The organism is Mycolicibacterium holsaticum DSM 44478 = JCM 12374, assembly GCF_019645835.1.
GTDB classification, from domain to species: Bacteria; Actinomycetota; Actinomycetes; order Mycobacteriales; family Mycobacteriaceae; genus Mycobacterium; species Mycobacterium holsaticum.
Map to the genome: position 1 here is coordinate 4,577,834 of NZ_CP080998.1, position 25,577 is coordinate 4,603,410.

Below are 25,577 nucleotides of genomic sequence, written 5' to 3' on the forward strand. Positions count from 1 at the left end.
GACGTGAAAAAGATCCGGGGCCGGGTGTGGCGCGGCGGCAAGCCGCAGGACGACTTCGACTTCGCATCGATCTCGGACTATCTGGCCGAGGATGACGCGCTGGTGTGGTGCGACATCTACGACCCAGACCACGAGACGTTCAAGGAGCTGGCCGAGGAGATCGGGTTAAACACCTGGGCGGTCGAGGACGCGATCGCCGAGGCCGAACGCACCAAAGCCGTTGCCTACCACACGCACACGTTCTTCACCGTCTACGCGGTCTCGTGCCACGAGTCGACGATCCAGACCCATCGCATCTCCGGGTTCGTGCTGCCGCGCGGGCTGATCACCGTACGGCTGGCGCCGCTTTTCGAGATCGACGAGGTGTCACAGCGTTTCGACGAGCTCGGCGGCCAGGAGTATGGGGTGGGGGCGCTGGTGCACGGGCTGCTCGACGTCGTGGTCGACGGGCACTTCGATGCGGTTCAGCAACTCGACGACGGCATCGAGGGCATCGAGGACGAACTGTTCGCCGACATGCCGCAGGCCGGGCTGCAGCGCCGCACGTTTCAGTTGCGCAAGGATCTGGTGAAGCTGCGGCGGGTGGTGCTGCCGATGCGTGAGGTGGTCAACGCGATCCAGCATCGCCGCCTCGACGCCAAGACCGCGCCCGAACTCGACCCGCTGTACGCCGACCTCTATGACCACGTGCTGCGGGTGTCGGAGTGGACAGAGTCGTTGCGCGACATGATCACCACGGTGTTCGAGACCCACCTCTCGCTGCAGGACGCCCGGCTGAACACGGTGATGAAGAAGCTCACCGGGTGGGCGGCGATCATCGCGGTGCCGACGGCGATCACCGGGTTCTACGGCCAGAACGTGACGTATCCCGGCATCGACACGGTCGGGGGCTTTGTGACGAGCAGCGTCATCGTCGTGCTGCTCGTGGTCGTCTTGTACATCAACTTCAAACGCCGCGATTGGCTGTGAGCATCTGCTCGGCGCGGCGCAGGTCGTCGTCGGCGTTGAGGGTGAGCGCAGCGACGAGGTTGCCGTCGGCCTCGTACCAGACGGTGAAGCCGTTGTGGTGGTCGACGAGCCTGCTGTCGTCGTAATCGACGCCCCAGCCACGGTACTTGAGCACGTAATCGCCGATCGTGCAGGAGAACCCGGGCACCCTGTCCCAGCACGCGTCGAGACCGGCCGCGGTGAGCCCGGCGACGTAGCCCTGTTGGGCAGCGTCACGCCAGTGCTCGGCGGGGATGTGCCTGCCGGCGGTGGTGTTTTGGGCCAGCGCGACGTCACCGGCGGCGTACACGTTGCGCGCGGAGGTGCGCATGTGCTCGTCGACGACGATGCGTCCGTCGCGGATCACCAGCCCCGCCGCACGGGCCAGCGTGACCTCGGGCCGCACGCCGGTGGCCGTCACGACGACGTCGGCGTCGATGGCCTCACCGCCGCCCAGCAGCACGCCGGTGTCGTCGATGCCGATCACGGTGGTCTCACCGGCGAAGCGGACACCGTTGTCCGACAGCATTTTTGCGACATATTCACCGGCCTCCAGACCGAAGCGGCGGTGCAGCGGTACGGGTTCGGCGGCCACCAGCGTCGTCGCCACGCCCTGCTCGGCCAGGCAGGCGGCGGCCTCACAGCCGATCAGGCCGGCGCCGATCACGACGGCGGAGTCGGCGTAGCGGGCGGCCATCTTCAACGCAACCGCGTCGGCGAACGAGCGCAGGCGCAGCGCCGCCTCGGCCCCGGGGATGTCGGGTCGTACCGCGGTGGCGCCGGAGGCGATGACGAGGTGCCAGTACGGGTATCGGCTGCCGCCGACCGTGACGACCTGCTGGCGCTCGACGTCGATGGCGGCGACGGTGATACCGCGGACCAACTCGACGCGGTTGCGGGCGAACCAGGCGGCGCTGTGCAGGTCGTGTTTGCCTTCCCGCCCGCACAGGTAGCCCTTGCTCAGCGGGGGCTTGGCATACGGCAGCGCGGGGTCGTCGGTCAGGATGCGCACCGGGATGTCGGGGTGCTTGGCGCGGAACGTCTCCGCCGCGCTCACCCCGGCAGGGCCGCTGCCGATGGCGATGAAACCTGGTGCCACCACAGCGAGTGGGTACCCCGTTGGGCCGCGGAGCACGCCAGGTCAACCGTCGAGCACGGATCCAGCGGGCCGAGTTACCGCAATCTCGCCGCGGCAAACCGGAGTGTGCCAATATCTGCGAGATGAACCCGCAGGACGACGACCCCGAGGCGCGCATCCGCCAGCTCGAGCAGATGCGGTCGGGGCCCGGGGCGGTCGAGTTGGGCACCACCCAGCCGACGCAACCGACGCAGATGCCGCCGCCGGCCTACCCGAACCCCGACGGCGCGTCGCCGTATGGCGCGCCGCCGTTCGGGGTGTCCTACCCGCAGGGCCCGCGCCACGGGGTGCCGGTCGGGTTGATCTTCGGGATCATCGCGGTGGGTGTGCTTGCGGTGTTCGGCGTTGTCGGGGCGATCGTGTGGAATATGAGCACCGAGACACCGGCCCGGGTGGGTACCGGGGTGGCCGGTGGGGGCGGCCTGCTGGATCCGGGCCCCGCCGTCGAGGTGCCCGACATCGACATTCCCGCGGTCGAGCCGATGCTGCCCGGCAACGAGTCGGTGGTGACGGCGCCGCCGGGCGGGAAGCTGAGCGTCGCAGGCGTGGACGGCACGAAGACCGTCGAGTGCGACGACAGCGAGATCAACGTCAGCGGCGTCAACAACACCGTCACGATCACCGGGCACTGCGCGATGGTCACGGTGTCCGGCGTCGAGAACCAGGTCAGCCTCGACAGCGCCGACGCCATCACCGTTTCAGGGTTCGACAACGGCGTGATCTACCACTTCGGTGAGCCCGAGATCGACGTCTCCTCGCGGAACTCGGTCGCACAGGGCTGAGGCGGCCGCCGTCGGATCCGGCTACGGCGCGTCCGCGGAACTTGCCGGATCGATCAGGATCTTGGCGTGCGCCTCCGGGTCGCCCAGCGCGTCGAACGCGGCCTCGACTCCTGCTAACCCGACGGTCGCGGTGATCAGCGGCGCGGCGTCGATCTTGCCGTCGGCCAGCAGATACAGCGTGTCGCGGAATTCCAGCGGCGTGTAGCCGAGCACGAAGCGCAGGTCGATCTCCTTGTTGATCGCCATCGCCGGGCGAATGTGGTCGGCGCCCATGCACACTCCGACGACCACCACGCGGGAGAACACCGGCGCGCTGCTGATGACGCTCTCGATGATGCCCGGCACCCCAACGCATTCGAAGATGACCGGATGCTTGGGTGTGGTGGCCCCCACCTTGTCGGCGGCGCGCCACACATGCCACCACGGCAGCCGCAGCTTGTCCAGCTTCTCGATCGTGCTCAGCGCAAGATCGCCTGCGTCGGTGAATGATTCGAGGAATCCGTGTTCCCCGGAGAACGGCGACTCCTGTGCGGGATCGACGACGATATCGGCGCCGCACCGGGTCGCCAGCGCCCGACGCCCGGCCGAGAAGTCGCTGGCGATCACCGTGCGCACCCCCTTGGCTTTCAGCGCCAGGATGACGGCCAGCCCGATCGGCCCGCAGCCGATGACCATGGCGACCTGACCCTTGCCGACGTCGCCGCGCTGCACGGCGTGCCAGCCGACCGCCATCGGTTCGGTGAGCGCGGCGACGTCGGCGGGCAGCCCGTTGGGCACCGGGAACGCGAGGGCCTGTTCGACGAGCAGTTGTTCGGCGTACGCGCCGGGCGCCTTGGCCGTCAGGCCGATGCCGTGCACGTCCGCGCCGCGGCGCAACAGCGGCATTGCGACGACGAGCGTGCCGGGCTTGGGGGCCTTGCGGGTCCGTGGACCGTGGTCGACGACCGTGCCGCAGAACTCGTGGCCGAACACCACCTGCTGATCGGAGCGCATGAACTCGTCGTAGCCGGTTTCGGCCATCACGTCGGCGAGCTCGTCCATGTGGTGGCGCGCGTGCAGATCCGAGCCGCAGATGCCGCACCGCAGCACGTCGATGAGCAGCTGACCCTTGCCCGGGATCGGGGTGGGCTGATCGACGACGTGCAGGTTCGCGTTGGTGCAGACGACGGTTTTCACCTGTCCGAGCCTATCCGCGCGGGCGGCGTCCTAGGGTGGCGGTCAAATGGCTCTGCATATCCATCGGGCTGAACGCACCGACCTCCTCGCCGACGGGCTCGGTGCGCTGCTGTCAGAACCGCTGGCCGATCCGTTCGCCGAGGAACTGGTCATCGTGCCTGCCAAGGGTGTCGAGCGGTGGCTCAGCCAGCGGCTCTCCCACATGCTGGGCCGCGCAAACGGCGACGACGGCGTGTGTGCGGGGATCGCGTTTCGCAACCCGCGTTCGTTGATCGCGGAGCTGCTCGGCCTGGACAACAGGGCCGACGACCCGTGGGCGCCGGATGCGATGGTGTGGCCGCTGCTGGAGGTGATCGACGCCAGCTGCGCCGAGGCCTGGTGCAAACCGCTGGCCACCCACCTCGGTCACTTCGAGACCGGCGAGGAACAAGAGCTGCGGCAGGGCAGGCGCTACGCGGTGGCGCGCAGGCTGGCCGGGCTGTTCGCCTCCTACGCCCGGCAGCGTCCGCAGCTGCTGGTCGACTGGGAAAACGGTGCCGCCGGTGACGTCGCCCCTGATCTGCAGTGGCAGCCGCCGCTGTGGCGGGCCCTGCTCGACAACGTCGCCGCCGACCCACCCCACGTCCGGCACGCCAAAACCATTGCCAGGCTTGAGGAGTCCCCCACCGACCTGCCGCAGCGGATCTCGCTGTTCGGACACACCCGGCTGCCCAGCACCGAGATCGAACTGCTGCATGCGCTTTCGGCTCACCACGAGCTTCACCTGTGGCTGCCGCATCCCAGCGACCGGCTGTGGTCGTCGCTGCGCGGCGTGCACGGGCAGCTGCCCCGCCGCCTCGACACCAGCCACCGCGAAGTCGACCACCCGCTGCTGGCCACCCTCGGCCGGGACCTGCGCGAGCTGCAGCGCAGCCTGCCCGGCGACGCCCACACCGACGAGTACCTACCCGGCCCCGACCGGCCCGACACCCTGCTGGGCTGGCTGCAGGCCGACATCACCGCCAACGCGTTGCACCCGAACGGTCGGGTACACAACGCATCTGATCGTTCGGTGCAGGTGCACAGCTGCCACGGTCCGGCCCGCCAGATCGACGTGCTGCGCGAAGTGCTGCTCGGACTGCTCGCCGACGATCCGACGCTGGAACCGCGCGACATCCTCGTCATGTGCCCCGACATCGAAACCTATGCGCCGCTGATCGTCGCCGGGTTCGGCCTCGGCGACATGATCAAGGGCGTGCATCCGGCGCATCGGCTACGCGTCAAACTCGCCGACCGTGCGCTCACCCAGACCAACCCGCTGCTGGGCGTCGCGTCACAGCTGCTGGCGCTCGCCGGGGGGCGCGCCACCTCCAGCGAGGTGCTCAACCTCGCGCACGCCGCGCCGGTGCGGGCCCGGTTCGGGTTCACCGACGACGCACTCGAGGACATCACCCGCTGGGTGCGCCAGGCGAACATCCGCTGGGGTTTCGACCAGGAACACCGCCAGCCGTTCGGTGTCGACTTCGTCCAGAACACCTGGCGTTTCGGCATCGACCGGGTGCTGGCCGGGGTGGCGATGTCCGATGACTCACAGACCTGGATCGCCACCACGCTGCCGCTCGACGACGTGAGCAGCAACCGTGTCGAGCTGGCCGGGCAGCTGGCCGAATACGTGCACCGGCTGCAGCACGTCGTCGAATCCCTCACCGGCGCACGGCCGTTGAAAGACTGGCTGAGCGCGCTGGCCGACGGCATCGAACTGCTCACCGACGTCGGCGACGACGACGCCTGGCAGATCAGCCAGCTTCAGCGCGAGTTCGGCGACGTACTCAGCACCGCCGGTTCCCGCGCCGACACCGTGCTGCGGCTACCCGACATCCGCGCGCTGCTGCAGCGCCACCTGGCCGGGCGGCCGACCCGGGCCAACTTCCGCACCGGCACGCTGACCGTATGCACCATGGTGCCGATGCGTTCGGTGCCGCACCGGGTGGTGTGCCTGGTCGGCCTGGACGACGGGGTGTTCCCGCGGCGCGGCATCGTCGACGGCGACGACGCGCTGGCCCGCGACCCGATGACCGGTGAGCGCGACATCCGTTCGGAGGACCGGCAACTGCTGCTCGACGCGATCGGCGCGGCCACCGAGACGCTGGTGATCACCTACACCGGCGCCAACGAGTACTCCGGGCAGGAACGCCCGCCCGCGGTGCCGCTGGCCGAACTGCTCGACACGCTCGACCACACCGCTCGGAACCCGGTGCGCGACGCTGTCGTGGTCAAACATCCGCTGCAGCCGTTCGACACCCGCAACGTCATCCCCGGTGCACTGATCCCGCAACGCTCCTTCACGTTCGACCCCACGGTGCTGCGGGCCGCGCAGACCCGCGGCGGCGAGCGGGCCGAACGGCCGTCGTTCATTTCCGGACCGCTGCCCGCTGTCCCGCCCGGCGACGTCGCGCTGGCCGACCTGGTCGGCTTCTTCCGCGACCCGGTGAAGGGCTTCTTCCGGGCGCTGGAGTACACGCTGCCGTGGGAGGTCGACGGCGTCGAGGACGCCATGCCCGTCGACATCGACGCGCTGCAGGAGTGGACGGTCGGCGACCGGATGCTGCAGGACATGCTGCGCGGCATGGACCCTCGACAGGCCAAAGACGTCGAATGGCGACGGGGCACCCTACCGCCCGGCCAATTGGGTTGGCGCACAGCCAATGCCATCTGTGAGCAGTCAGCGCTGATCGCCGAAGCGACCCGACCGTACCAAAGCGCCGAACCCCGCGCGGTCGACGTCGACATCGACGTCGGCGGTGGACGCCGGCTCACCGGCACCGTCTCGCCCGTCTACGGCGACCGGCTGGTGTCGGCGACGTACTCCAAGCTCGACGGGCGACATCTGCTGCAGCCGTGGATTCGGTTGTTGGCGTTGTTCGCCCACGCCCCGTCGCGCGATTGGGCGGCGGTGTCGGTCGGCAGGCCAAGGCGGGGCACCACCCCGCGCGTCGAGGTGATGGGCAGGCCCGCGTCGTCGGCGGTCGAGCTGCTGGCCGATCTGGTGGCGATGTACGACGAGGGCAGGCGAGCACCGTTGCCGCTGCCCGTCAAGACGTCGTTCGCGTGGGCCGAGGCCGTACACGCTCACCGCGACGCGGAACGCAACGCCGGCTACCGGTGGCGCTCGGACCGCTACCCCGGCGAGGACGCCGAGCCGGCCTACCAGCGCGCGTTCGGTAAGAACGCGTGGTTGAAGGATCTGGTGTCACGCGGCCTGGACACGTATGCGCGCCGGTTGTGGCTGCCGATGCTGCAGGCGCTGCAATGAGCATGCAGCGTTTCGATCTGCTGGGCACGCTGCCCGCCGAACGGTCGACCACCGTGCTGGAGGCCAGCGCGGGAACGGGTAAGACGTTCACGCTGGCCGGTCTGGTCACCCGCTATGTCGCCGAAGGGGTGGCGACGCTGGACCAGATGCTGCTGATCACGTTCGGCCGGGCCGCCACCCAGGAGCTGCGGGATCGGGTGCGCCGCCAGATCGTCGACGCGGTGGCCGCGTTCGACGACCCGTCGCTCGCCGGGGACAACCAGGTGGTCCAGTATCTGCTCGACTGCGGCGCGGACGAGTACGCCGAACGGCGGCAGCGGCTGCGGGATGCGTTGGCGGCCTTCGACGCGGCGACGATCGCGACCACGCACCAGTTCTGTCAGACCGTGCTGCGGTCGCTGGGCGTGGCCGGTGACACCGACGCCGGCGTCGAGCTGGTGGAGAGCCTCGACGAGTTGACCACCGAGATCGTCGACGATCTGTACCTGCGCCACTTCGGCCGCGAGCGTGAGGCGCCGCTGTTGGCCTACGCCGACGCGCTGAGCCTGGCCCGCGAGGTCGTCAACAAGCCGGCCACCGAACTTCGCCCGTCAGATCCCGATCCCGACTCCCGCGCCGCGGTGTGTGTCCAATTCGCCAAAGACGTACTGGCCGAGCTGGATATCCGCAAGCGGCGCCGTCGCATCCTCGGCTACGACGATCTGCTGAGCCGGCTGGCCGATGCGTTGGCTGCCGAGGACTCCCCTGCCCAGCTGCGGATGCATCAGCGCTGGCCGATCGTGTTGGTCGACGAGTTTCAAGACACCGACCCGGTGCAGTGGCAGGTGATCGACCGGGCGTTCTCCGGGCGGTCGACGGTCATCCTGATCGGTGATCCCAAGCAGGCCATCTACGCGTTCCGCGGCGGCGATATCGTCACGTACCTCGACGCCGCGGCGAGCGCCGGGGTGCAGATGACGTTGGGCACGAACTGGCGCAGCGACGGCGCGCTGGTCGATCGACTGCAGGTGGTGCTCAAGGGCGCCGAACTCGGCGACCCGCGCATCGTCGTACACGAAGTCTCTGCGGCGCATCAGGGTTCGCGGCTGGCCGGTGCCCCGTCGTGCGATCCGTTCCGGCTGCGCGTGGTGCGACGGGAAACAATGGGCCGCAGCGGAACCCGGCCGACGCTGATCGCCGATCTGCGCAGGCACATCCCGCTCGACATGGCCGCCGACATCGCCGGGCTGCTGACCAGCGGCGCCACGTTCGACGGGACGCCGATCGAGGCGAAGCACATCGCGGTGATCGTCGAGAAGCACGTCGACGCCCGCGCGTGCTACGACGCGCTGTGCCAAGCGGGTATCCCCGCGGTGTACACCGGTGATTCCGACATCTTCGGCTCCGACGCCGCCGAGGACTGGCTGTGCCTGCTGGAGGCGTTCGACCAGCCGCACCGCCCGGGGATGGTGCGCGCGGCCGCGGCGACGATGTTCTTCGGCAAGACCGCCGACGATCTGGTGCACGGCGGCGACGAGCTGACCGATACGGTCGCGGATACGTTGCGGGAGTGGGCCGGTCACGCCCGCGAGCGTGGGGTCGCCGCGATCTACGAGGCAGCCCAGCTGGCGGGTATGACGGATCGGGTGCTGTCGTGGCGCGACGGTGAGCGGCGGATGACCGACCTGGCACACCTCACCCAGCTGTTGCAGGAGGCTGCGCACCGCGAGCATTTCAGCCTGCCCGCGCTGCGGGACTGGTTGCGCGAGCAGCGCGGTGAGCGCAGCGGCGCCACCGAACACTTCCGCCGTCTGGACAACGACGCCGCGGCGGTGCAGGTGATGACGGTGTTCGTCGCCAAGGGCCTGCAGTTCCCGGTGGTGTACCTGCCGTTCGCGTTCAACCGGTACGTGCGCGACCCGGAGTTGGTGCTGTATCACGAGGGCGACACCCGCTGCCTGCACATCGGCGGGCCCGACAGCCCTGATTACCACGCCGTCGTCCGGCAGGGCCGCGCCGAGGACGCCAGCGACGACAGCCGGCTGACCTACGTCGCGTTGACCCGTGCTCAATCCCAAGTCGTGGCGTGGTGGGCGCCTTCGAGGGACGAACCCCACGGCGGGCTGTCGCGGGTGCTGCGCGGCCGCACACCCGATCAGGCGCAGGTGCCCTCCACCGTCGTCCCCTCCGAGGTGGCCGACGACGACGCGATGGCGCGGTTCAAACAGTGGGAAGCCGCGGGCGGCCTGGTGATCGAGGACTCGGTGCTGCGCCCGATTCCCCAGCTGCCGCGGGAGACGACACCCGAAACGTTGGAGGCCCGCCACTTTCACCGCTCGATCGACACATCCTGGCGGCGCACGTCGTACTCGGGGTTGATCCGCGCCGCGGAGACCACGCCGGTCAGCAGCGAGCCCGAAGTCGTCGAACTCGACGACGAGGTGGCCGAGATCCCCTTGATGTCTTCGCCGGTCGGCACCGATGTGCCGTCGCCGATGGCCGATCTGCCCGCCGGGGCGAAGTTCGGCACGTTGGTGCACGCCGTGCTGGAAGACGCCGACCCGCTGGCACCCGATCTGGCCGCCGAGTTGCAGGCGCGCATCGTCGAGCACTCGCTGTGGTGGCCCGTCGACGTAGCGCCCGACGAGCTGGCGGCGGCGATGGTGCCCCTGCACGACACGCCGCTGGGTCCGCTGGCGCCGGGGGTGACGCTGCGTCAGATCGGGCTGGCCGACCGGATGCGGGAGATGGACTTCGAGTTCCCGTTGGGCGGCGGCCAACTTCGCGCGGTCGGTCATCTGTTGCGGCGATATCTGCCCGACGACGATCCGCTGGCCTCGTACGCCGACCGGCTGACCGGTGCGGCGCTGGGCGGTCAGCCGTTGAACGGCTACCTGTCGGGTTCGGTGGATGCGGTGCTGCGCGTCGACGACCGGTATCTGGTGGTGGACTACAAGACGAACTGGCTGGGTGACCCGTCGCGGCCGTTGACCGCCGCGGACTACGGCCAGCCGCGGCTGGCCGAGGCGATGCTGCATTCGGACTATCCGCTGCAGGCGCTGCTGTACAGCGTTGTGCTGCACCGGTTTCTGCGGTGGCGGCTGGCCGGCTACGATCCCGAGCGGCATCTGGGCGGGGTGCTGTACCTGTTTCTGCGCGGGATGTGCGGTCCGCAGACCCCGGTGGTCGACGGGCATCCGGCCGGGGTGTTCAGTTGGCGTCCACCCGCGGCGTTGACCGTCGAGTTGTCGGAGCTGCTGGCATGACGAGCGTGACATGGCGACGGGCGATCGGCGCGACCGGTCTGCTGAGCACGTTCACCGACGCCGAGCTGATCGAGTCCGCGGATGTGCATGTGGCACAACGGCTGACGACGCTGGCCGAAGAACCCGACGAGCAGGTGGCGTTGGCGATCGCGCTGCTGGTGCGCGCGCTGCGGGGCGGATCGGTATGCCTGGACCTGGCGTCGGCGGAAGCGCAGGTCGAGGTGAAGGGCCTCGGTGACGCGGTGCGGGCCAGCACGCTGATCGGAGAGGCGCTGCGCGTCGACGGCGATCTGCTCTACCTCGACAGGTACTGGCGTGAGGAGCAGCAGGTCTGCGACGACATCCTCGCGATGCTGTCCGCCCAGCCGGCCAGCGCGTCCGCCGACGTCGACCGGTTGTTTCCGGCCGGGTTCGAAGAACAGCGCGCCGCTGCGGAAGTGGCGCTTTCCCAAGGGCTGACGGTGCTGACCGGCGGTCCGGGTACGGGCAAGACGACGACGGTGGCGCGGCTGTTGGCACTGCTGGCCGGCGGCAGCAAGTTACGGATCGCGTTGGCGGCGCCGACGGGTAAGGCCGCCGCGCGGTTGCAGGAAGCCGTGCAGATGGAGGTCGACAAGCTGTCGGCGGTCGACCGCGCCGCGCTGGCAGGCCTGCAGGCGACCACGCTGCACCGGCTGCTGGGCAGCCGACCGGACACGTCGGCCCGGTTCCGGCACAATCGCGCAAATCGGTTGCCGCACGAGGTGATCGTCGTCGACGAGACGTCGATGGTGTCATTGACGATGATGGCGCGGCTGCTGGAGGCGGTGCGCCCGGACGCGCGGTTGATCCTGGTCGGGGATCCGGACCAGTTGGCGTCGGTGGAGGCCGGCGCGGTGCTGGCCGACCTGGTCGACGGGCTGGGCGGGTCGCGGATCGCAGAACTGAAGACCTCACACCGGTTCGGCGAATCGATCGGGGCGCTGGCGGCGGCGATCCGGACCGGTGACGCGGACGCCGCCGTCGACGTGCTGCGCGCCGGTGACGACCATATCGAGTGGGCCGACACCTCAGACCCCGCGGAGCATCTGCGAAAAGTGATGGTGCCGTGGGCGGTTGCGCTTCGCCAGGCCGCGATACTCGGCGACGACAACGCCGCGCTGGCGACGTTGACCGAGCACCGGTTGTTGTGCGCGCACCGGCGCGGCCCGTACGGCGTGCGGTACTGGAACCATCAGGTCGAGCGGTGGCTGGCTGAGCGCACCGGTGAGCCGATCTGGTCGGACTGGTATGCCGGTCGGCCGGTGCTGGTGACGGCCAACGACTATGGGCTTGGCCTCTACAACGGCGACACCGGTGTCACGGTGCACCGCGACGGGGTGTTGCGCGCGGTGATCGCGGGCACCTCGCGGATCGAGTTCGCGACCAGTCGGCTGGCCGACGTCGACACCATGCATGCGATGACGATCCACAAGTCACAGGGCAGCCAGGCCGACGAGGTCACGGTGCTGTTGCCGCCCGAAGACTCGCGGCTGCTGACCCGCGAGCTGTTCTACACGGCGGTGACACGGGCCAAGTCGCGGGTGCGGGTGATCGGGCCGGAGGCCTCGGTGCGGGCGGCGATCGAGCGCCGGGCCGTCCGAGCGTCGGGCCTGGCGCAACGGCTGGCGGGGTGAGGCACCTCCAAGAACGGCCGAACGTGGGTTACCCGCACGTCCTCGCGCGGTTTGGCGTGACACAACCCCACACTCGGCGCCATGAAGTGGGTACGTGGCGTCATGTAGCGCCATGAAGCGAGCACGTTTAGCCGCGCATCTCACAGGTAATCCGCAATCATCCTCAGTGTGAGGCAGCACACACCTGCGGGCGGATGGAGCACGCCATGACCACGCAAAACCGCGTCACACCGACGGACGTCGACAAGGCCCTGCTGGGCACCGCCACCTATCGAAGTCTCGGCGAGCAGAAACTGTCCCCGGCAGAGGAGCGCTTCGAGAAGGGCCGCCGGACCATCGGCCTGTTCCTCGCGCCGCTGCTCACCGTGGTGTTCCTTGTGCTGCCGATAGACATCCCACCCAACCAGCAGGTGCTCGGGGCGGTGCTGCTCGGCGTGATCGCGCTGTGGATCAGCGAGGCGGTGCCGATCCCGATCGGCGGGTTGCTGGGCGTGGCCGTCGCGGTGTTCCTCGGCGTGGCACCGGTCGACGACGTGCTCGGACCGTTCGGGTCGTCGACCATCTTCACGTTCATCGGCGCGTTCATCCTGGCGCAGGCGATGCTCAAACACGGTGTGGCGCGGCGGTTTGCGTACCGCATTCTCGCGCTGCCGCGCGCTGGGCGCTCGACCACCGGGGTGACCATCGCGTTCGGCGCGATCACCTGCCTGCTGTCGGCGTTCGTGTCCAACACCGCCACCGTCGCAATGCTGCTGCCGACGGCGATCGGCATCATCGCCGTCATCGCCAAGCTGCTGCAGGAACGCGGCGACGTCGAACCCGATTTCGACCCGAGGCGGTTGCGGGTCGGCGCGGCCATCATGCTGATGCTGGCCTACGGCGCCAGCGTCGGCGGACTGCTCACCCCGGTCGGCAGCCCGCCCAACCTGATCGGGCGCGGCCTCATCGAAGAAGCCACCGGCGAGCGAATCAGCTTCGCGCAGTGGATGGTCATGGCCATTCCGATCTGCCTGCTGATGTTCGTGCTGTTGGCGTTCATCCTGTTGCGGCTCAACCGACCCGAGATCAAACGGATCGACGGTGTGGCCGAGTACGTCGCCGGCGAGCGCGAGAAACTGGGCAAGCTGTCGCGGGCCGAGAAGAACACGCTGATCGCGTTCGGCATCACGGTGACGTTGTGGATCCTGCCCGGCATCTTCGCGGTGGTCACCGGAACCGATTCCAGCGTCTACGAATTCGTCAGCGGCCGCCTGGATGAAGGTGTCGTCGCGGTGTTCGGCGCGTCGCTGCTGTTCCTGCTGCCGACCGACTGGCAGAGCCGCGAGTTCACCCTGCGCTGGAGCGACGCCGCCAAGATCGACTGGGGCACAATCATTTTGTTCGGCACCGGCATCATCTTCGGCTCACTGATCGCCGACACCGGGTTGGCTGAGACCATCGGCACGTCGATCAACGACGCGCTCGGCCTGTCCAGCGTCATACCGATCACGATCTTCGCGGTGATTCTGGCCATCATCGTCTCCGAGACGACCAGCAACACCGCATCGGCGGCGGTGGTGGTGCCGATCATCATCCCGGTGGCGATCGCCGCGGGCGTCAACCCGTTCGTGCCTGCGCTGGCGGCCACGTTCGCCGCGTCGTTCGGGTTCATGCTGCCGGTGTCCACGCCGCAGAACGCCATCGTCTACGGCTCGGGCGTCGTGCGGATCACCACGATGATCCGCTCCGGCATCACGTTCGACATCGCCGGCGCGATCCTCATCGTCATCTTCCTGCCGATGATGATCAGCCTGCTAGGTTTGGGCGGATGAGTTCCATCGCCGTCATACCCGGGGACGGGATCGGTTCGGAAGTGATCGAATCGGCGCGCGCCGTGCTCGACGCCGTCGCCGCCAAACACCAAATCGACCTCTCCTACACCGAATTCGACTGGTCCTGCCAACGCTACGAGCGTGAAGGCGCGATGATGCCCGACGACGGCATCGAAACGCTCAGCGGGTTCGACGCCATCCTGCTCGGGGCGGTCGGCTGGCCCGGCGTGCCCGACCACGTCTCGCTGTGGGGGCTGTTGATCCCGATCCGGCGGGCGTTTCGCCAGTACGTCAACCTGCGCCCGATCAAGGTGTTCGACGGGGTCGACAGCCCGCTGCGCCAAGCCCGCGACGTGGACTTCGTCGTGGTCCGGGAGAACGTCGAGGGCGAGTACAGCGAGATCGGCGGCCGCCTGAACCGCGGGTTCCCCGACGAAATGGCCGTACAGGAGTCGGTGTTCACCCGCGTCGGGGTCAGCCGGATCGCGGACTTCGCGTTCGAACTCGCCCGCAAGCGGCGCGGATACGTCACGTCGGCGACGAAATCCAACGGGATCGTACACACGCTGCCGTTCTGGGACGAAGTGGTCGCCGAACGGGCCCGGCAGTTTCCCGACGTGCGCCTCGACAGCGAGCACATCGACGCGCTGGCCGCCAAGTTCGTGCTGCAGCCGCAGCGCTTCGACGTGGTGGTCGGGTCAAACCTGTTCGGCGACATCCTCTCTGACCTCGCGGCGGCAGTCGCCGGATCGATCGGCATCGCGCCGTCGGCGAACCTGGACCCGACCAAGCAGTACCCGTCGATGTTCGAACCGGTGCACGGGTCCGCGCCCGACATCGCGGGCCAGGGAATCGCCAACCCGGCAGGCGCGGTGTGGTCGGCGGCGCTGATGCTCGAGCACCTCGGCCACCTGCAGGCGGCCGCCGAGGTGCTGGCCGCGATGGAATCGACGCTGGCCGATCCGCAGACCCGCACCGCCGACCTCGGTGGGACCGCCTCGACCGCCGACGTCACCAAGGCCCTGGTCACCCACGTGACTTCGGCGCGCTAAACGCCCGACAGCGTCCATAAGCGCGCCGAAATCGCTAGCTTGTAGGCATGCTGCTGATCAAGAACGTCGAGATCTTCGACGGCCGGTCCGATCGCAACACGTCGGGCCACGTGCTGGTCGATGGCCACACCATCGCCGCTGTCGAGACCTCACCGATCAGCGAGGACGGCGCCACCGTCGTCGTCGACGGCAACGGCCGCACGCTGATGCCCGGCATGTCCGACGCGCACGTGCACCTGGTCGGGATGGCCAACACGCTGATCGACTTCGTGATGGCGTCCCAGACCCAACTGGCGGCGATGTCGCTGGCCAAGGCCAAGGACATCGTGATGCGCGGGTTCACCACCGTGCGCGACATGGCCGGCGACACCGCGGGCCTCAAGAAGGTCATCGACGACGGCCTCGCGCTGGGCCCGCGCATCTACCCCAGCCAGGCGGCGATCTCGCAGACCGCGGGCCACGGTGACTTCGGCTGGGTGTATCAGACGCCGACGGCGTTGGGCGGCAAGGAGTCCCGCGCCGAGGAGATCGGCTTCATGCGGGTGGCCGACGGGCCCGACCGGGTGCTGGCCGCGGTGCGAGAGCAGCTCAAGCTGGGCGCATCGCAGATCAAGCTGATGGCCGGGGGCGGCGCGGCGTCGATGTATGACCCGCTCTACACCCTGCAGTTCACCGAGGCCGAGCTGAGGGCGGCGGTGATGGCCGCCGAGGACTACGGCACATACGTCGCGACCCACGTCTACAACGTCGCGGGCATCCGTCGTGCGGTGGAGGCGGGCGTGAAGTCCATCGAGCACGGCCACCTGGCCGACGAGGCGACCGTCGCGCTGCTGGCCGAGCGCGGCGTGTGGCTGTCGATGCAGCCGTTCGAGGAACACGACCACGGCTTCATCAACGAAGACAGCGCCGCCAAGAACCGCGAGATCTGCGGCGGCACGGTGCAGGTCTACGACTGGGCGAAAAAGCATGGCGTGAAAACAGCCTGGGGCACCGACCTGCTGTTCGAGCCCGAGCACGACGCCCGGCAGAGCGACATGATGGTCCGGCTCGGCGAGTACTTCACCAACGTCGAGGCCCTGAAGATGGTGACGTCGGGCAATGCCGAACTGCTCCGGATGGCCGGCGAGCGTGATCCCTACAAGTCGGCGCGCCTGGGTGAGGTCACCGTCGGCGCGTGGGCGGATCTGCTGCTGGTCGACGGTGACCCGCTGGCCGACCTCAGCGTGCTCGGGGACTCCGGCAAGAACCTGGCGCTGATCGTTAAAGACGGAACGATCGTGAAGAACACATGCGATATTGGTACCCGTGGCAACGATTGACCGCACCTGCACCATCGCCGCGCCCATCGAGGAAATCTGGGATGTACTGGCCGATTTCGGCGCCATCAGCAGCTGGGCGGACAACGTCGAGCACTCCTGCATCCTGGTGACCGTGCCGCAGCCCGTCGGCACCGCGCGGCGCCTCCAGGTCGGCCGAGACACGCTCATCGAGCAGATCATCGAGTTCGACCCGCCGCACACCCTGGCCTACCGCATCGAGGGTCTGCCCCGGCGGCTGGGCCGGCTCACCAACCGCTGGACCCTGCAGCCGGCCGGCACGTCCACCACGGTGACGCTGACCAGTACCGTGGAAATCGGCTCCCGGGTCGACCAACAGCTGGCCGAGCGCGTGATGTGCCGGATGCTGGCCCGCCAATCCGAAGCAATGCTGGCCGGGCTGGCGCAACGAATGGAGAATGCCCGTGTCTGACGCGCACGCAAGGAGCAATATGGACCTGCGCCCCGACATCGTGATCATCATGACCGACGAGGAGCGTGCGGTCCCGCCGTACGAGGCGCCCGAGGTGCTGGCGTGGCGCAACCGAACGCTCAAGGGCCGCAAATGGTTCGACGAACACGGTGTCAGCTTCGGACGGCACTACACCGGCTCGCTGGCCTGCGTGCCCAGCCGCCCGACGATCTTCACCGGTCAGTACCCCGACCTGCACGGCGTCACCCAGACCGACGGCATCGGCAAGGTGGCCGACGACACCCGCATGCGCTGGCTGCGCCAAGGCGAGGTGCCCACGCTGGGCAACTGGTTCCGCGCCGCCGGCTACGACACCCACTACGACGGCAAGTGGCACATCTCCCACGCCGATCTGCACGACGAGGAGACCGGCGAACCGCTGGCGACCAACGACGAGTACGGCGTCATCGACCACGCCGCCGTGCAGCAGTACCTGGACGCCGACCCCCTTGCACCGTTTGGCTTTTCGGGCTGGGTCGGCCCGGAACCGCACGGCGCCCCGCTGGCCAACGCGGGTATTCGGCGGGACCCGCTGATCGCTGACCGGGTCGTGGCGTGGCTGATGGACCGGTACGCGCGCCGCCGCGCGGGAGACCCCGACGCGATGCGGCCGTTCCTGTTGGTGGCCAGCTTCGTCAACCCGCACGACATCGTGCTGTTCCCGCTGTGGTCGCGCAACAACCCGATGCAGCCGTCGCCGCTGGATCCGCCGCCGATCCCGAAGGCGCCCACCGCCGACGAGGACCTGTCGACCAAGCCGGCCGCGCAGATCGCTTACCGGGAGTCCTACTATTCGGGCTACGGCGTCGCGCCCGCGATCGAGCGCGTGTACAGCCGGAATGCGCAGACGTACCGCGATCTTTACTACCGGCTGCACGCCGAGGTGGACACCCCGATCGACCGGGTGCGCCGGGCGGTGACCCAGGGCGGTTCGCGGAACGCGGTGTTGGTGCGCACGTCGGATCACGGCGATCTGCTCGGCGCGCACGGGGGCCTGCACCAGAAGTGGTTCAACCTCTACGACGAGGCCACCCGGGTGCCGTTCGTCGTCGCACGGATCGGCGATCAGGCGACCGGACCGCGCACGGTGACAGCGCCGACGTCGCACGTGGACATCGTGCCGACGCTGCTCGCGGCGGCGGGGGTCGATGTGGACGCGGCCGCGGCGAAGCTGGCCGAGACGTTCAGCGAGGTGCATCCGCTGCCGGGTCGCAACCTGATGCCGGTGGTCGACGGCGCTCCTGCCGAAGAGTCCCGGTCGGTGTACCTGATGACCCGCGACAACGTCCTGGAGGGCGACACCCTGGCGTCGGGCCTGGCGCGTCAGCTCAAACAGACGGTGAAACCGCCTGCCCCGCTGCGGATCCGGGTGCCCGCCTATGTCGGGTCGAACTTCGAGGGTCTGGTGGTGCGCGTCGACGACGTGCCCGGTGGCAACGGGCATCTCAATGGGCATCTCAATGGGCATCTGTGGAAGCTGGTGCGCACGTTCGACGATCCGGGCACGTGGACGGAGCCCGGTGTGCGTCACCTTTCGGCCAGCGGGCTGGGCGGTGAGACGTACCGCAGCGAGCCGCTCGACGACCAGTGGGAGCTCTACGATCTGACCGCCGACCCGGACGAGGCCGAAAACCGGTGGACGGATCCGGCGCTGCACGAACTGCGCCAGCATTTGCGGATGGAGCTCAAACAGGCACGGGCGGTGTCGATACCGGAGCGCAACAACCCGTGGCCGTACGCGTCGCGCAGACCACCGGAGCCGACCAAGCGCGGTGTGCGCGGGGTGCTGCACCGGGTGGGGATTCTGCCGAGTTGACCAACGCGACGAGGGCCACTCCGAGGCGCAACTCGCCGCGGGTGGCGACGTGGCGGTGGATCGCCGCGGTGTTGGCGCTGAGCCAGTTGGCCGCGCCGTTTCTCACGCGCGCGGTCGCGGGTGACTTCCTGGCATCGGGTGCGACGAACGAGGCGCTGATCACCCCGGCCGGCTACGCGTTCGGCCTGTGGAGCTTGATCACGTTGCTGAGCGCGGCGACGATGCTGGCGGTGCTGCGGTTCGGCCTCGGAGCGTGGTGGGAGACGGGCGTGCTGGTCGACGCCAGCGTGGTGTTCGCCGGGTTCAGCCTGTGGCTGCTGGTGGCCGCGCAGGGCTGGCTGTGGGTCAGCGTGGTGGTGTTCGTGGTGATGGTGGCCGCGTTGAGCCACATCATGCGGTTGTTGGTGCGTCGTCGCCACGATCTGACGTGTCAGCGGTGGCTGGCGGTGTTGGCGACGGCGACGTTCGGGCTGTATCTGGGGTGGAGCACCGTCGCGGTGTTCGCGAACGTCACCGCGGCGCTGATCGACAGCGGAGTGTCACCGGCGGTGGTGTGGTGGCAGCTGGTGGTGCTGGTGCTGGCCACGGCGTTCGCGATCGGGTTGGCGACCATGCTGCGCGGGACGCCCGGTTTCGTCGCCGGGGTGTTGTGGGCGCTGGTGGCGATCGCTGTCGGGGCCGCCCAACGCGACAGCTCGGTGTTGGCGACGACGGCGGCGGTGGCGGCGCTGCTGGTGGCTGCCGCGGGCGTGACGGCGATGCGCCGACACCGGGTTCCGTAACGCCGCGGCCGCACCCGGCGATGATCTTGACGTAACACCGTTTGTTCGGGGAGGCCGTGTGCGTCGTCGCTGGAGTGCCGCTGTGCTGGCGGTAGCGCTGTCCGTTTCCGTCGTCGTCGCAGAGTTCTCGCCACCGGTGGCGCAGGCTCAGCCGGCGGTCGCGGCGAAGGACTTCTCCAAGCCGGCGATCGTCGTTCTGGGGTACGGCCTCCAACCGAACGGCACCATGCGCCCGGTGTTGCGGCGCCGCGTGATGATGGGTCTGACCGTGGCGCAGTTCTTTCCGCAGTCGCCGGTCATCGTCACCGGCGGCAACCCGCGCAACGGCATCACCGAGGCCGCGCAGATGCGCAAGATGCTCATGCTGCTGGGCTTTCCGCCGCAGCGGATCATCGTGGAGGACAGGGCCAACAGCACCGTGCAGAACGCGCGGTTCTCGGTGCCGCTGGCCAAGGAGGCCGACACGTCGGGCATCATCCTGGTCACGTCGTCGTCGCATCAGGACCGGGCCGACACCAACTTCATCAACGAGGGCGCCAACGTCCTTGCCACGGTGAGCTTTCCCGATGACAACCCGCAGACCAACGTGGTGCAGTTCGTGCACGACGTGATGAGCCCGTTCATCGCGGTGCGCTAACCAATCCGCCGCGAGCGACCGTGTCTGTATGTCGACACGCCGTCGCTGCACGTACATAAGTGGTCATTCGCGAAGAGGTAACAAGGTGATTACTGCCCCGCGCGGCCCGTAGGATCGGCGCGGCGGGCCTGTTAGTTTCGCGCGGTGACGAACGGGTTCAGGCAGGTCGCGCGCCGCGTGTGCGCCGCGCTGGCGGCTGCGGTGACGCTGGCGGCCGCCGGTGCCGTCGTCGCGCCGCAGGCATCGGCGTACTCGCGCGAGGGTCTGCCGGTGGAGCAGCTGAGCGTGCCGTCGCCGTCGATGGGCCGCGACATCCTCGTGCAGTTCCAGGGTGGCGGACCGCACGCGGTGTACCTGCTCGACGGTCTGCGCGCCCAGGAGGACTTCAACGGCTGGGACATCAACACCGGCGCGTTCGAGTGGTTCTACCAGTCGGGGATCTCGGTGGTGATGCCGGTCGGCGGCCAGTCCAGCTTCTACAGCGACTGGTACGCCCCGGCCAAGGGCTCCAACGGCACCGTCACGTACAAGTGGGAGACGTTTCTGACCCGGGAGCTGCCGATGTGGCTGGCGGCCAACAGGGGTCAGGATCCGCGCGCGAACGCAGTTGTCGGGCTGTCGATGTCGGGCGGGGCGGCGCTGACGTTGGCGGCGTGGTACCCGCAGCAGTTCATTTTCGCCGGGTCGCTGTCGGGTTATCTCAACCCGTCAAAGGGGTTGTGGCCGACGCTGATCGGGTTCGCGATGAAAGACGCCGGCGGTTACGAGGCGGTCGACATGTGGGGCCCGCCGAACAACCCGGCGTGGCAGCGCAACGACCCGATGCTCAACATCAACCGGCTGGTGGCCAACCGCACGGCGCTGTGGGTCTACTGCGGTAACGGCGCGACGTCCGACCTCGACGCCGGAGGGGATTTCGGCACCCAGTTCAGCGCCCAGTACCTGGAGAACATCACGCTGAGCACCAACAAGGAGTTCCGGGACAAGTACCTGGGCGCCGGTGGGCGCAACGCGGTGTTCAACTTCCCGCCCAACGGCACCCACAGCTGGGGGTACTGGGGTGCGCAACTGCAGGCGATGAAACCGGATTTGGTGCGGATCCTCACCACACCGATTCCGCCACCGCCGCCGCCCGTGCCTCCGGCGCCGATGCTGCCGCCGGCACTCCCGTCGCCGGCGCCCGTGGCCGGGGGTTAAATCCCGTCCTGCTCGTGCAGGTGCCGCCACCACCGCGCACCGCCTGCGAACGCCACGAGCAGCCCGATGCCGCCGATCAGGATCCCGGTGAACAGCGACAGGAACATCGGGTCGACCGTGTCGCCGATCGTCCCGGCGCCGAACATGCCGCCGACGAGGAAACCGAACAGCGGGGCCAACACCGCGACAGCCAACCCCAGAAGCGCCCGCCACATCCCCGGCGGGGTCGGCTCGAGCACGACGGGGCGGCCGGATTCGTCGATGGGTTCGGGCACGTTGCTAGTCATCGGACCTCACTCTTCTGATGTGCGAGACGGCATCTCCGGAGCCGCCTGAATCACCCGTGCGGTAACCGCCTTCGAGGAACGGGCGGACGATGTCCATCGGAATGGGGAACACGACCGTGGAGTTCTGGTCAGCGCCCAGCTCGAGCAGGGTCTGCAGATAACGCAGTTGCAGCGACGCGGGGCTCTCGCTGAGCGTGATCGCCGCGTCACGCAGCTCGGTGGACGCCTGCAGCTCACCGTGCGCGCTGATCACCTTCGCGCGCCGCTCCCGTTCGGCCTCGGCTTCACGGGCCATCGCGCGCTGCATCATCTCGGGGATCTCGACGTCCTTGATCTCGACGACCTCGACCCGAATCCCCCATGGCTCGGTCTGTTTGGCGATCGACGCCGCCAGGTCCTCGTTGAGGTCGGCGCGGTGCGCCAGCAAGGTGTCCAGGTCGGCCCGGCCGACGACCGAACGCAGGGTGGTCTGCGAGATCTGGGAGGTGGCGACCGCGAAGTTCTCCACGGCCATCACCGATTTCGTCGGGTCGGTCACCCGGAACAGCACCACGGCGTTGACGCGGGCGGTGACGTTGTCGCGGGTGATGACCTCCTGAGGCGGGATGGTCAGCGTCACCGTGCGCAGGTCGACCCGCACGAGCTTGTCGACGCCGGGCAGCACGACGGCGACACCCGGCCCGAGCGGCCCACGCAGCCGGCCGAGGCGAAACGCCACCCCGCGCTCGTACTCCTTGATGATGCGCAGCGACGCGACCGCGAACCCGAGCACCACGACGGCCGCAAACACCGCGACCACTACCCACGCCCCCATCAGGGATCCTCCCGACGATCCGATGCGTACGAGGTGCGGCGACGGATTTCCGCTTCGGCCAGCCGGTTTCGTTCTTCGATGTTGTCGTCGAGGGACTGGAACAGCACACCCTCTGGCACGGCAGGGGTGCGGCGCAGGTGTGACCACAGCGGCAGCGACACCAGCCCGGCCACCACCGCGCACCCCACCAACAACAGCGCATCGGGCACGGTGCCTGCGGCCAGGGCCATCGCCAGCGGCCAGATGACCGCGATGGCGCTGACGGCGCAGGCGATTCCGCGGTGGAACCGCGCGGCCTCCGACGCGGGCCAGCTGTCGATCGCCCGGCTCACCTCGCGGCCGTCGTGTGAGGTGGTGCAGGTGTCCTTGACCGGGCAGGCGTTGCAGATCGACGGGCTGCCGCGGTAGCGCATGACCCGGTTGTCCGGGTCGAACGACGTGGGCCACAACCACTGGTCCTCGGGGCACAGCCAGGCGTCGTGGTCCTCGTGATATACGAACGGACCGGTGCGGTGCTGTTCCACCTTGGCCGCCGCGCGCCGGGCGAATGTGTCGATGCCGTAGCCGATCCCGATCAACAACGCGGAATAGCCGATCGTCAGCCAGGTGGCAACGTCGATGCCCGCGGTCATGGGCCGGCGCCGGTTTCGCGATCGTCGGGCGCAGGCGGGCGCCGATCGGATGCGTAGGGCGACGCGCCGCCGCCACCGCCGGTGGCCGCCAACCCGGTGCGGTCCTCCTCGGCCTCGGCGTGCTCCTCGACGAACAGCGTCTCGGGAGGCAGCGTGTGCGTCGTCGCCTTGATTCCGTGACGTACCCCGACCCAGGCGATCCAGAGGAACGGCAGCACGCCGCCGATGATGAACAGGAAGTCACCGGGCATGCGCAACCACTCCAGCACGGCGTTGCCGGGCTGGGAGATGTAGCCAAGCGTGCGAGCCTCGTAGTAGCCGTCGTTGACCGAATGCCACAGCTGCAGAACGCCCAGCGGCAGCAGGGTGGCGAACACCATCCAGGCCAGCCCGATGTTCAGGCACCAGAACGAGATCTTCGCCAGCTTGTCCGGCCATCGTTGCGGCGGAATGATGTAGCGCAACGCGAACAACGCGAGGCCGACGGCGAGCATCCCGTAGACACCCATCATGGCGCCGTGCGCATGGTTGGCGGTCAGCGCGGTGCCGATCTGGTAGTAGGACACGATCGGCAGGTTGATGAGGAAGCCGAAGATGCCTGCGCCCACGAAGTTCCAGAAGCCGACGGCGACCAGGAACATCACCGCCCACCGGTGCGGGAACGGTGCGCTGCTGCGCGACTGCTGCCGCGAGCCCAGCTGCAGGAACGTCCACGCCTCGACGGTCAGGAAGGTCAGCGGGATGACCTCCAGCGCGGAGAAGAACGCACCAAGGGCCATGTGCTCCACCGGAGTTCCGGAGAAGTACAGGTGGTGCATGGTGCCGATCACGCCGCCCATCGAGTAGAGGATGACGTCGAGGAAGATCAGCTGGATCGCGATCTTGCGCCGCACCACGCCGAGCATCACGAAGATGTAGGCAACCATCACCGTCGTGAACAGCTCGAGGAAGTCCTCGACCCACAGGTGCACCACCCAGAACCGCCAGAACTCCGCGACGGTGAGATGTGTTTCGGTGCCGGCAAGCAGACCGACCGCATAGAAGGCGGGGATCGCCAGCCCGGCGTAGAAGAACAGCCACGGCATGTTGAACTTGCTCTCGGTCTTCAGCCGTGACCGGATCGCCCGGAAGATGATGGCCATCCACACGAACAGCCCGATGACGAGCAGGATCTGCCAGAACCTTGGCAGGTCCAGGTACTCCCACTGCTGGTCGAAGAAGATCGAGCCCTTGGCCCATTCCACACCGAAGGTGCTGATTGCGGTGCCCACCACGGTGCCGGCGACGACGATGAACAGCGCGCCGAGCAACGCATACGCCAGCCAGTGCTGTCTTCGCGGTTCGCGCCCGGAGATGATGGGGGCCAAGAAGATTCCGGCGGCCAGGAACGACGCCGCCGTCCACAGCAGCGACAGCTGCACATGCCAGGTGCGCGCCAGGTTGAACGGCAGGACCGCGGCCAGATCGAACCCGAAGAAGTCGCTCAGGTCGGCGCGGTAGTGCTCGATGGCGCCGCCCAGCAGCGCCTGACCGAGGAAGAGCACGGCGACGACGAGGAAGAACCAGGCGGTCGCCTTCTGCGACGGGGTGATCTGGACTTCGCCGGGTTGCCGGAAGGCAAGCGAGGGAGCTTCTGTTGCGTGCCAACCGATCTTGCGGCTCCACCGGCCGTAGAGCGCGAACAGCGCGCCGAGCCCGGCCAGCAGCGCGATCAGCGACATCGCCGACCACACCAGGATGTCGGCCGTCGGGGTGTTGTTCACCCGCTGTTCGGGTGGCCAGTTGTTGGTGTAGGAGTAGTCGTGACCTTCGCGTTCAGCGGCCGAAGCCCAGGATGTCCAGGCGAAAAACGCTGTCAGGTCCTGGATTTCCTGCGGGTCGGTGATGACACGCGGAATCAGACCGTATTTGGTGGAGTCGGTGCCGAAGATGTCGGCGTAGTGCGCGCGAATCGCGCCGAAGGCGCTGACCTGCTCGGCGGTGAACTGCAGTGTGCCGGTGGCCTCGTCGTAGCGGTTGGTGCGCATCATGTCCACGACGGCGGCCGTCGGGTCCTGAACCCCGCGGTCGCGTAGCTGTTCGCCCACGTGGTCGGCGGACAGCCGCAGGTACTCCGCGGTGTAGTCGGGCCCCAGGTAGCCGCCGTGGCCCATCACCGAGCCGTACTGCTGCAGGCCCCGGCGCAGGAAGATCTGCTGTCCGGCGGTGATCTCCTGCTCGGTGAACAGGGTCTGGCCGTCCGGACCCACCACCTTTTGCGGCAGCGGCATCGAGTCGGTGTAGGTCCTCGCCGCCAGCACACCCATGATCAGGAAGCCGAACACCATGACGAGGGCGACGCCCTGGACCCAGCCCTTCGAAATGGCAAGCTCGGCCTTCGTCGGGCGAGGTCCCAAGAACTGGTCCGTCATTTCCGCACCCCCGGGTGAGATCCACGGTCGTTGGAGGCAAACGTAGCCCTATGCGCAATGAAAAAGGGGGAGGTT

At 68.4% G+C, this 25,577-nt stretch carries 19 protein-coding genes; 13 read left to right on the plus strand and 6 right to left on the minus strand.

What is annotated here, in order from left to right; genetic code table 11:
* The first annotated feature begins 3 nt into the window (after positions 1-3).
* A complete protein-coding gene (locus tag K3U96_RS22025) occupies positions 4-969 on the plus strand; it encodes a magnesium transporter CorA family protein (RefSeq protein ID WP_220691086.1) in 966 nt (321 codons plus the stop codon).
* Here the strand turns inward: K3U96_RS22025 and K3U96_RS22030 are convergent.
* On the minus strand, positions 947-2,089 hold the full coding sequence (locus K3U96_RS22030) for an NAD(P)/FAD-dependent oxidoreductase (protein ID WP_220691087.1): 1,143 nt from the start codon (positions 2,087-2,089) through the stop codon (positions 947-949). The two genes, K3U96_RS22025 and K3U96_RS22030, sit on opposite strands and share 23 nt — an antisense overlap.
* Positions 2,090-2,208: 119 nt before the next feature.
* Between K3U96_RS22030 and K3U96_RS22035 the strand changes: the two genes are divergently transcribed.
* Positions 2,209-2,907, plus strand: coding sequence for a DUF3060 domain-containing protein (locus K3U96_RS22035; protein ID WP_220691088.1), 699 nt, complete (start codon positions 2,209-2,211; stop codon positions 2,905-2,907).
* A 21-nt stretch (positions 2,908-2,928) separates the two neighbouring features.
* Here K3U96_RS22035 and K3U96_RS22040 read toward each other — a convergent pair whose 3' ends face one another.
* Complete coding sequence (locus K3U96_RS22040; RefSeq protein ID WP_220691089.1) at positions 2,929-4,083, minus strand: zinc-binding dehydrogenase; 1,155 nt, start codon at positions 4,081-4,083, stop codon at positions 2,929-2,931.
* A 46-nt stretch (positions 4,084-4,129) separates the two neighbouring features.
* On the opposite strand from K3U96_RS22040, the gene recC reads away from it, so the two are divergent.
* The 11 genes from recC (at position 4,130) to K3U96_RS22095 (ending at position 21,358) form a co-directional block, all read left to right on the plus strand.
* A complete protein-coding gene (recC, locus tag K3U96_RS22045; RefSeq protein ID WP_220691090.1) occupies positions 4,130-7,375 on the plus strand; it encodes an exodeoxyribonuclease V subunit gamma in 3,246 nt (1,081 codons plus the stop codon).
* Between the two features lie 2 nt (positions 7,376-7,377).
* Complete coding sequence (gene recB / locus K3U96_RS22050) at positions 7,378-10,620, plus strand: exodeoxyribonuclease V subunit beta (protein ID WP_220693641.1); 3,243 nt, start codon at positions 7,378-7,380, stop codon at positions 10,618-10,620.
* Positions 10,617-12,275, plus strand: coding sequence for an exodeoxyribonuclease V subunit alpha (recD, locus tag K3U96_RS22055; protein WP_220691091.1), 1,659 nt, complete (start codon positions 10,617-10,619; stop codon positions 12,273-12,275). The genes recB and recD overlap by 4 nt, the downstream gene beginning before the upstream one ends.
* Before the next feature lie 206 nt (positions 12,276-12,481).
* Positions 12,482-14,086, plus strand: a complete 1,605-nt coding sequence (locus tag K3U96_RS22060; protein ID WP_220691092.1) for an SLC13 family permease — start codon at positions 12,482-12,484, stop codon at positions 14,084-14,086.
* The gene (locus K3U96_RS22065) at positions 14,083-15,138 is read left to right on the plus strand and encodes a tartrate dehydrogenase (RefSeq protein ID WP_069404654.1); all 1,056 of its coding nucleotides are present in this window, start codon (positions 14,083-14,085) and stop codon (positions 15,136-15,138) included. The genes K3U96_RS22060 and K3U96_RS22065 overlap by 4 nt, the downstream gene beginning before the upstream one ends.
* Before the next feature lie 47 nt (positions 15,139-15,185).
* Entirely contained in the window at positions 15,186-16,457 is a 1,272-nt protein-coding gene (locus tag K3U96_RS22070) for a metal-dependent hydrolase family protein (protein ID WP_220691093.1), read from the plus strand.
* On the plus strand, positions 16,444-16,887 hold the full coding sequence (locus K3U96_RS22075) for an SRPBCC family protein (RefSeq protein WP_084223006.1): 444 nt from the start codon (positions 16,444-16,446) through the stop codon (positions 16,885-16,887). Before K3U96_RS22070 ends, K3U96_RS22075 begins: the two co-directional genes overlap by 14 nt.
* 19 nt (positions 16,888-16,906) lie before the next feature.
* A complete protein-coding gene (locus K3U96_RS22080) occupies positions 16,907-18,742 on the plus strand; it encodes a sulfatase-like hydrolase/transferase (RefSeq protein ID WP_220693642.1) in 1,836 nt (611 codons plus the stop codon).
* Entirely contained in the window at positions 18,739-19,524 is a 786-nt protein-coding gene (locus K3U96_RS27065; RefSeq protein WP_268928457.1) for a TspO-related membrane protein, read from the plus strand. The genes K3U96_RS22080 and K3U96_RS27065 overlap by 4 nt, the downstream gene beginning before the upstream one ends.
* 58 nt (positions 19,525-19,582) lie before the next feature.
* Positions 19,583-20,161 carry a YdcF family protein gene (locus K3U96_RS22090; protein WP_069406956.1) on the plus strand — a complete coding sequence of 193 codons (579 nt, stop codon included), beginning with the start codon at positions 19,583-19,585 and terminating at the stop codon, positions 20,159-20,161.
* 177 nt (positions 20,162-20,338) lie between these two features.
* On the plus strand, positions 20,339-21,358 hold the full coding sequence (locus K3U96_RS22095) for an esterase family protein (protein ID WP_372514935.1): 1,020 nt from the start codon (positions 20,339-20,341) through the stop codon (positions 21,356-21,358).
* Here the strand turns inward: K3U96_RS22095 and K3U96_RS22100 are convergent.
* From K3U96_RS22100 to K3U96_RS22115, 4 genes are read right to left on the minus strand one after another with little or no spacing between them, the layout of a single operon-like run.
* Positions 21,355-21,645: a hypothetical protein gene (locus K3U96_RS22100; protein ID WP_220691094.1), complete on the minus strand. Its 291-nt coding sequence runs from the start codon at positions 21,643-21,645 to the stop codon at positions 21,355-21,357. The genes K3U96_RS22095 and K3U96_RS22100 overlap by 4 nt on opposite strands.
* Complete coding sequence (locus tag K3U96_RS22105) at positions 21,638-22,459, minus strand: slipin family protein (protein WP_069406954.1); 822 nt, start codon at positions 22,457-22,459, stop codon at positions 21,638-21,640. The genes K3U96_RS22100 and K3U96_RS22105 overlap by 8 nt, the downstream gene beginning before the upstream one ends.
* A complete protein-coding gene (locus K3U96_RS22110) occupies positions 22,459-23,091 on the minus strand; it encodes a hypothetical protein (RefSeq protein ID WP_069406953.1) in 633 nt (210 codons plus the stop codon). The genes K3U96_RS22105 and K3U96_RS22110 overlap by 1 nt, the downstream gene beginning before the upstream one ends.
* Positions 23,088-25,502 carry a nitric-oxide reductase large subunit gene (locus K3U96_RS22115; RefSeq protein ID WP_220691095.1) on the minus strand — a complete coding sequence of 805 codons (2,415 nt, stop codon included), beginning with the start codon at positions 25,500-25,502 and terminating at the stop codon, positions 23,088-23,090. The genes K3U96_RS22110 and K3U96_RS22115 overlap by 4 nt, the downstream gene beginning before the upstream one ends.
* Between the last annotated feature and the right edge of the window lie 75 nt (positions 25,503-25,577).

Coding starts and splice junctions, on each gene's coding strand:
- K3U96_RS22035 (WP_220691088.1), top strand. CDS start 2,209: ATGAACCCGCAGGACGACGACCCCGAGGCGCGCATCCGCCAGCTCGAG.
- recC (WP_220691090.1), top strand. CDS start 4,130: ATGGCTCTGCATATCCATCGGGCTGAACGCACCGACCTCCTCGCCGAC.
- recB (WP_220693641.1), top strand. CDS start 7,378: ATGCAGCGTTTCGATCTGCTGGGCACGCTGCCCGCCGAACGGTCGACC.
- recD (WP_220691091.1), top strand. CDS start 10,617: ATGACGAGCGTGACATGGCGACGGGCGATCGGCGCGACCGGTCTGCTG.
- K3U96_RS22060 (WP_220691092.1), top strand. CDS start 12,482: ATGACCACGCAAAACCGCGTCACACCGACGGACGTCGACAAGGCCCTG.
- K3U96_RS22065 (WP_069404654.1), top strand. CDS start 14,083: ATGAGTTCCATCGCCGTCATACCCGGGGACGGGATCGGTTCGGAAGTG.
- K3U96_RS22070 (WP_220691093.1), top strand. CDS start 15,186: ATGCTGCTGATCAAGAACGTCGAGATCTTCGACGGCCGGTCCGATCGC.
- K3U96_RS22080 (WP_220693642.1), top strand. CDS start 16,907: ATGGACCTGCGCCCCGACATCGTGATCATCATGACCGACGAGGAGCGT.
- K3U96_RS22100 (WP_220691094.1), bottom strand. CDS start 21,645: ATGACTAGCAACGTGCCCGAACCCATCGACGAATCCGGCCGCCCCGTC.
- K3U96_RS22105 (WP_069406954.1), bottom strand. CDS start 22,459: ATGGGGGCGTGGGTAGTGGTCGCGGTGTTTGCGGCCGTCGTGGTGCTC.
- K3U96_RS22110 (WP_069406953.1), bottom strand. CDS start 23,091: ATGACCGCGGGCATCGACGTTGCCACCTGGCTGACGATCGGCTATTCC.
- K3U96_RS22115 (WP_220691095.1), bottom strand. CDS start 25,502: ATGACGGACCAGTTCTTGGGACCTCGCCCGACGAAGGCCGAGCTTGCC.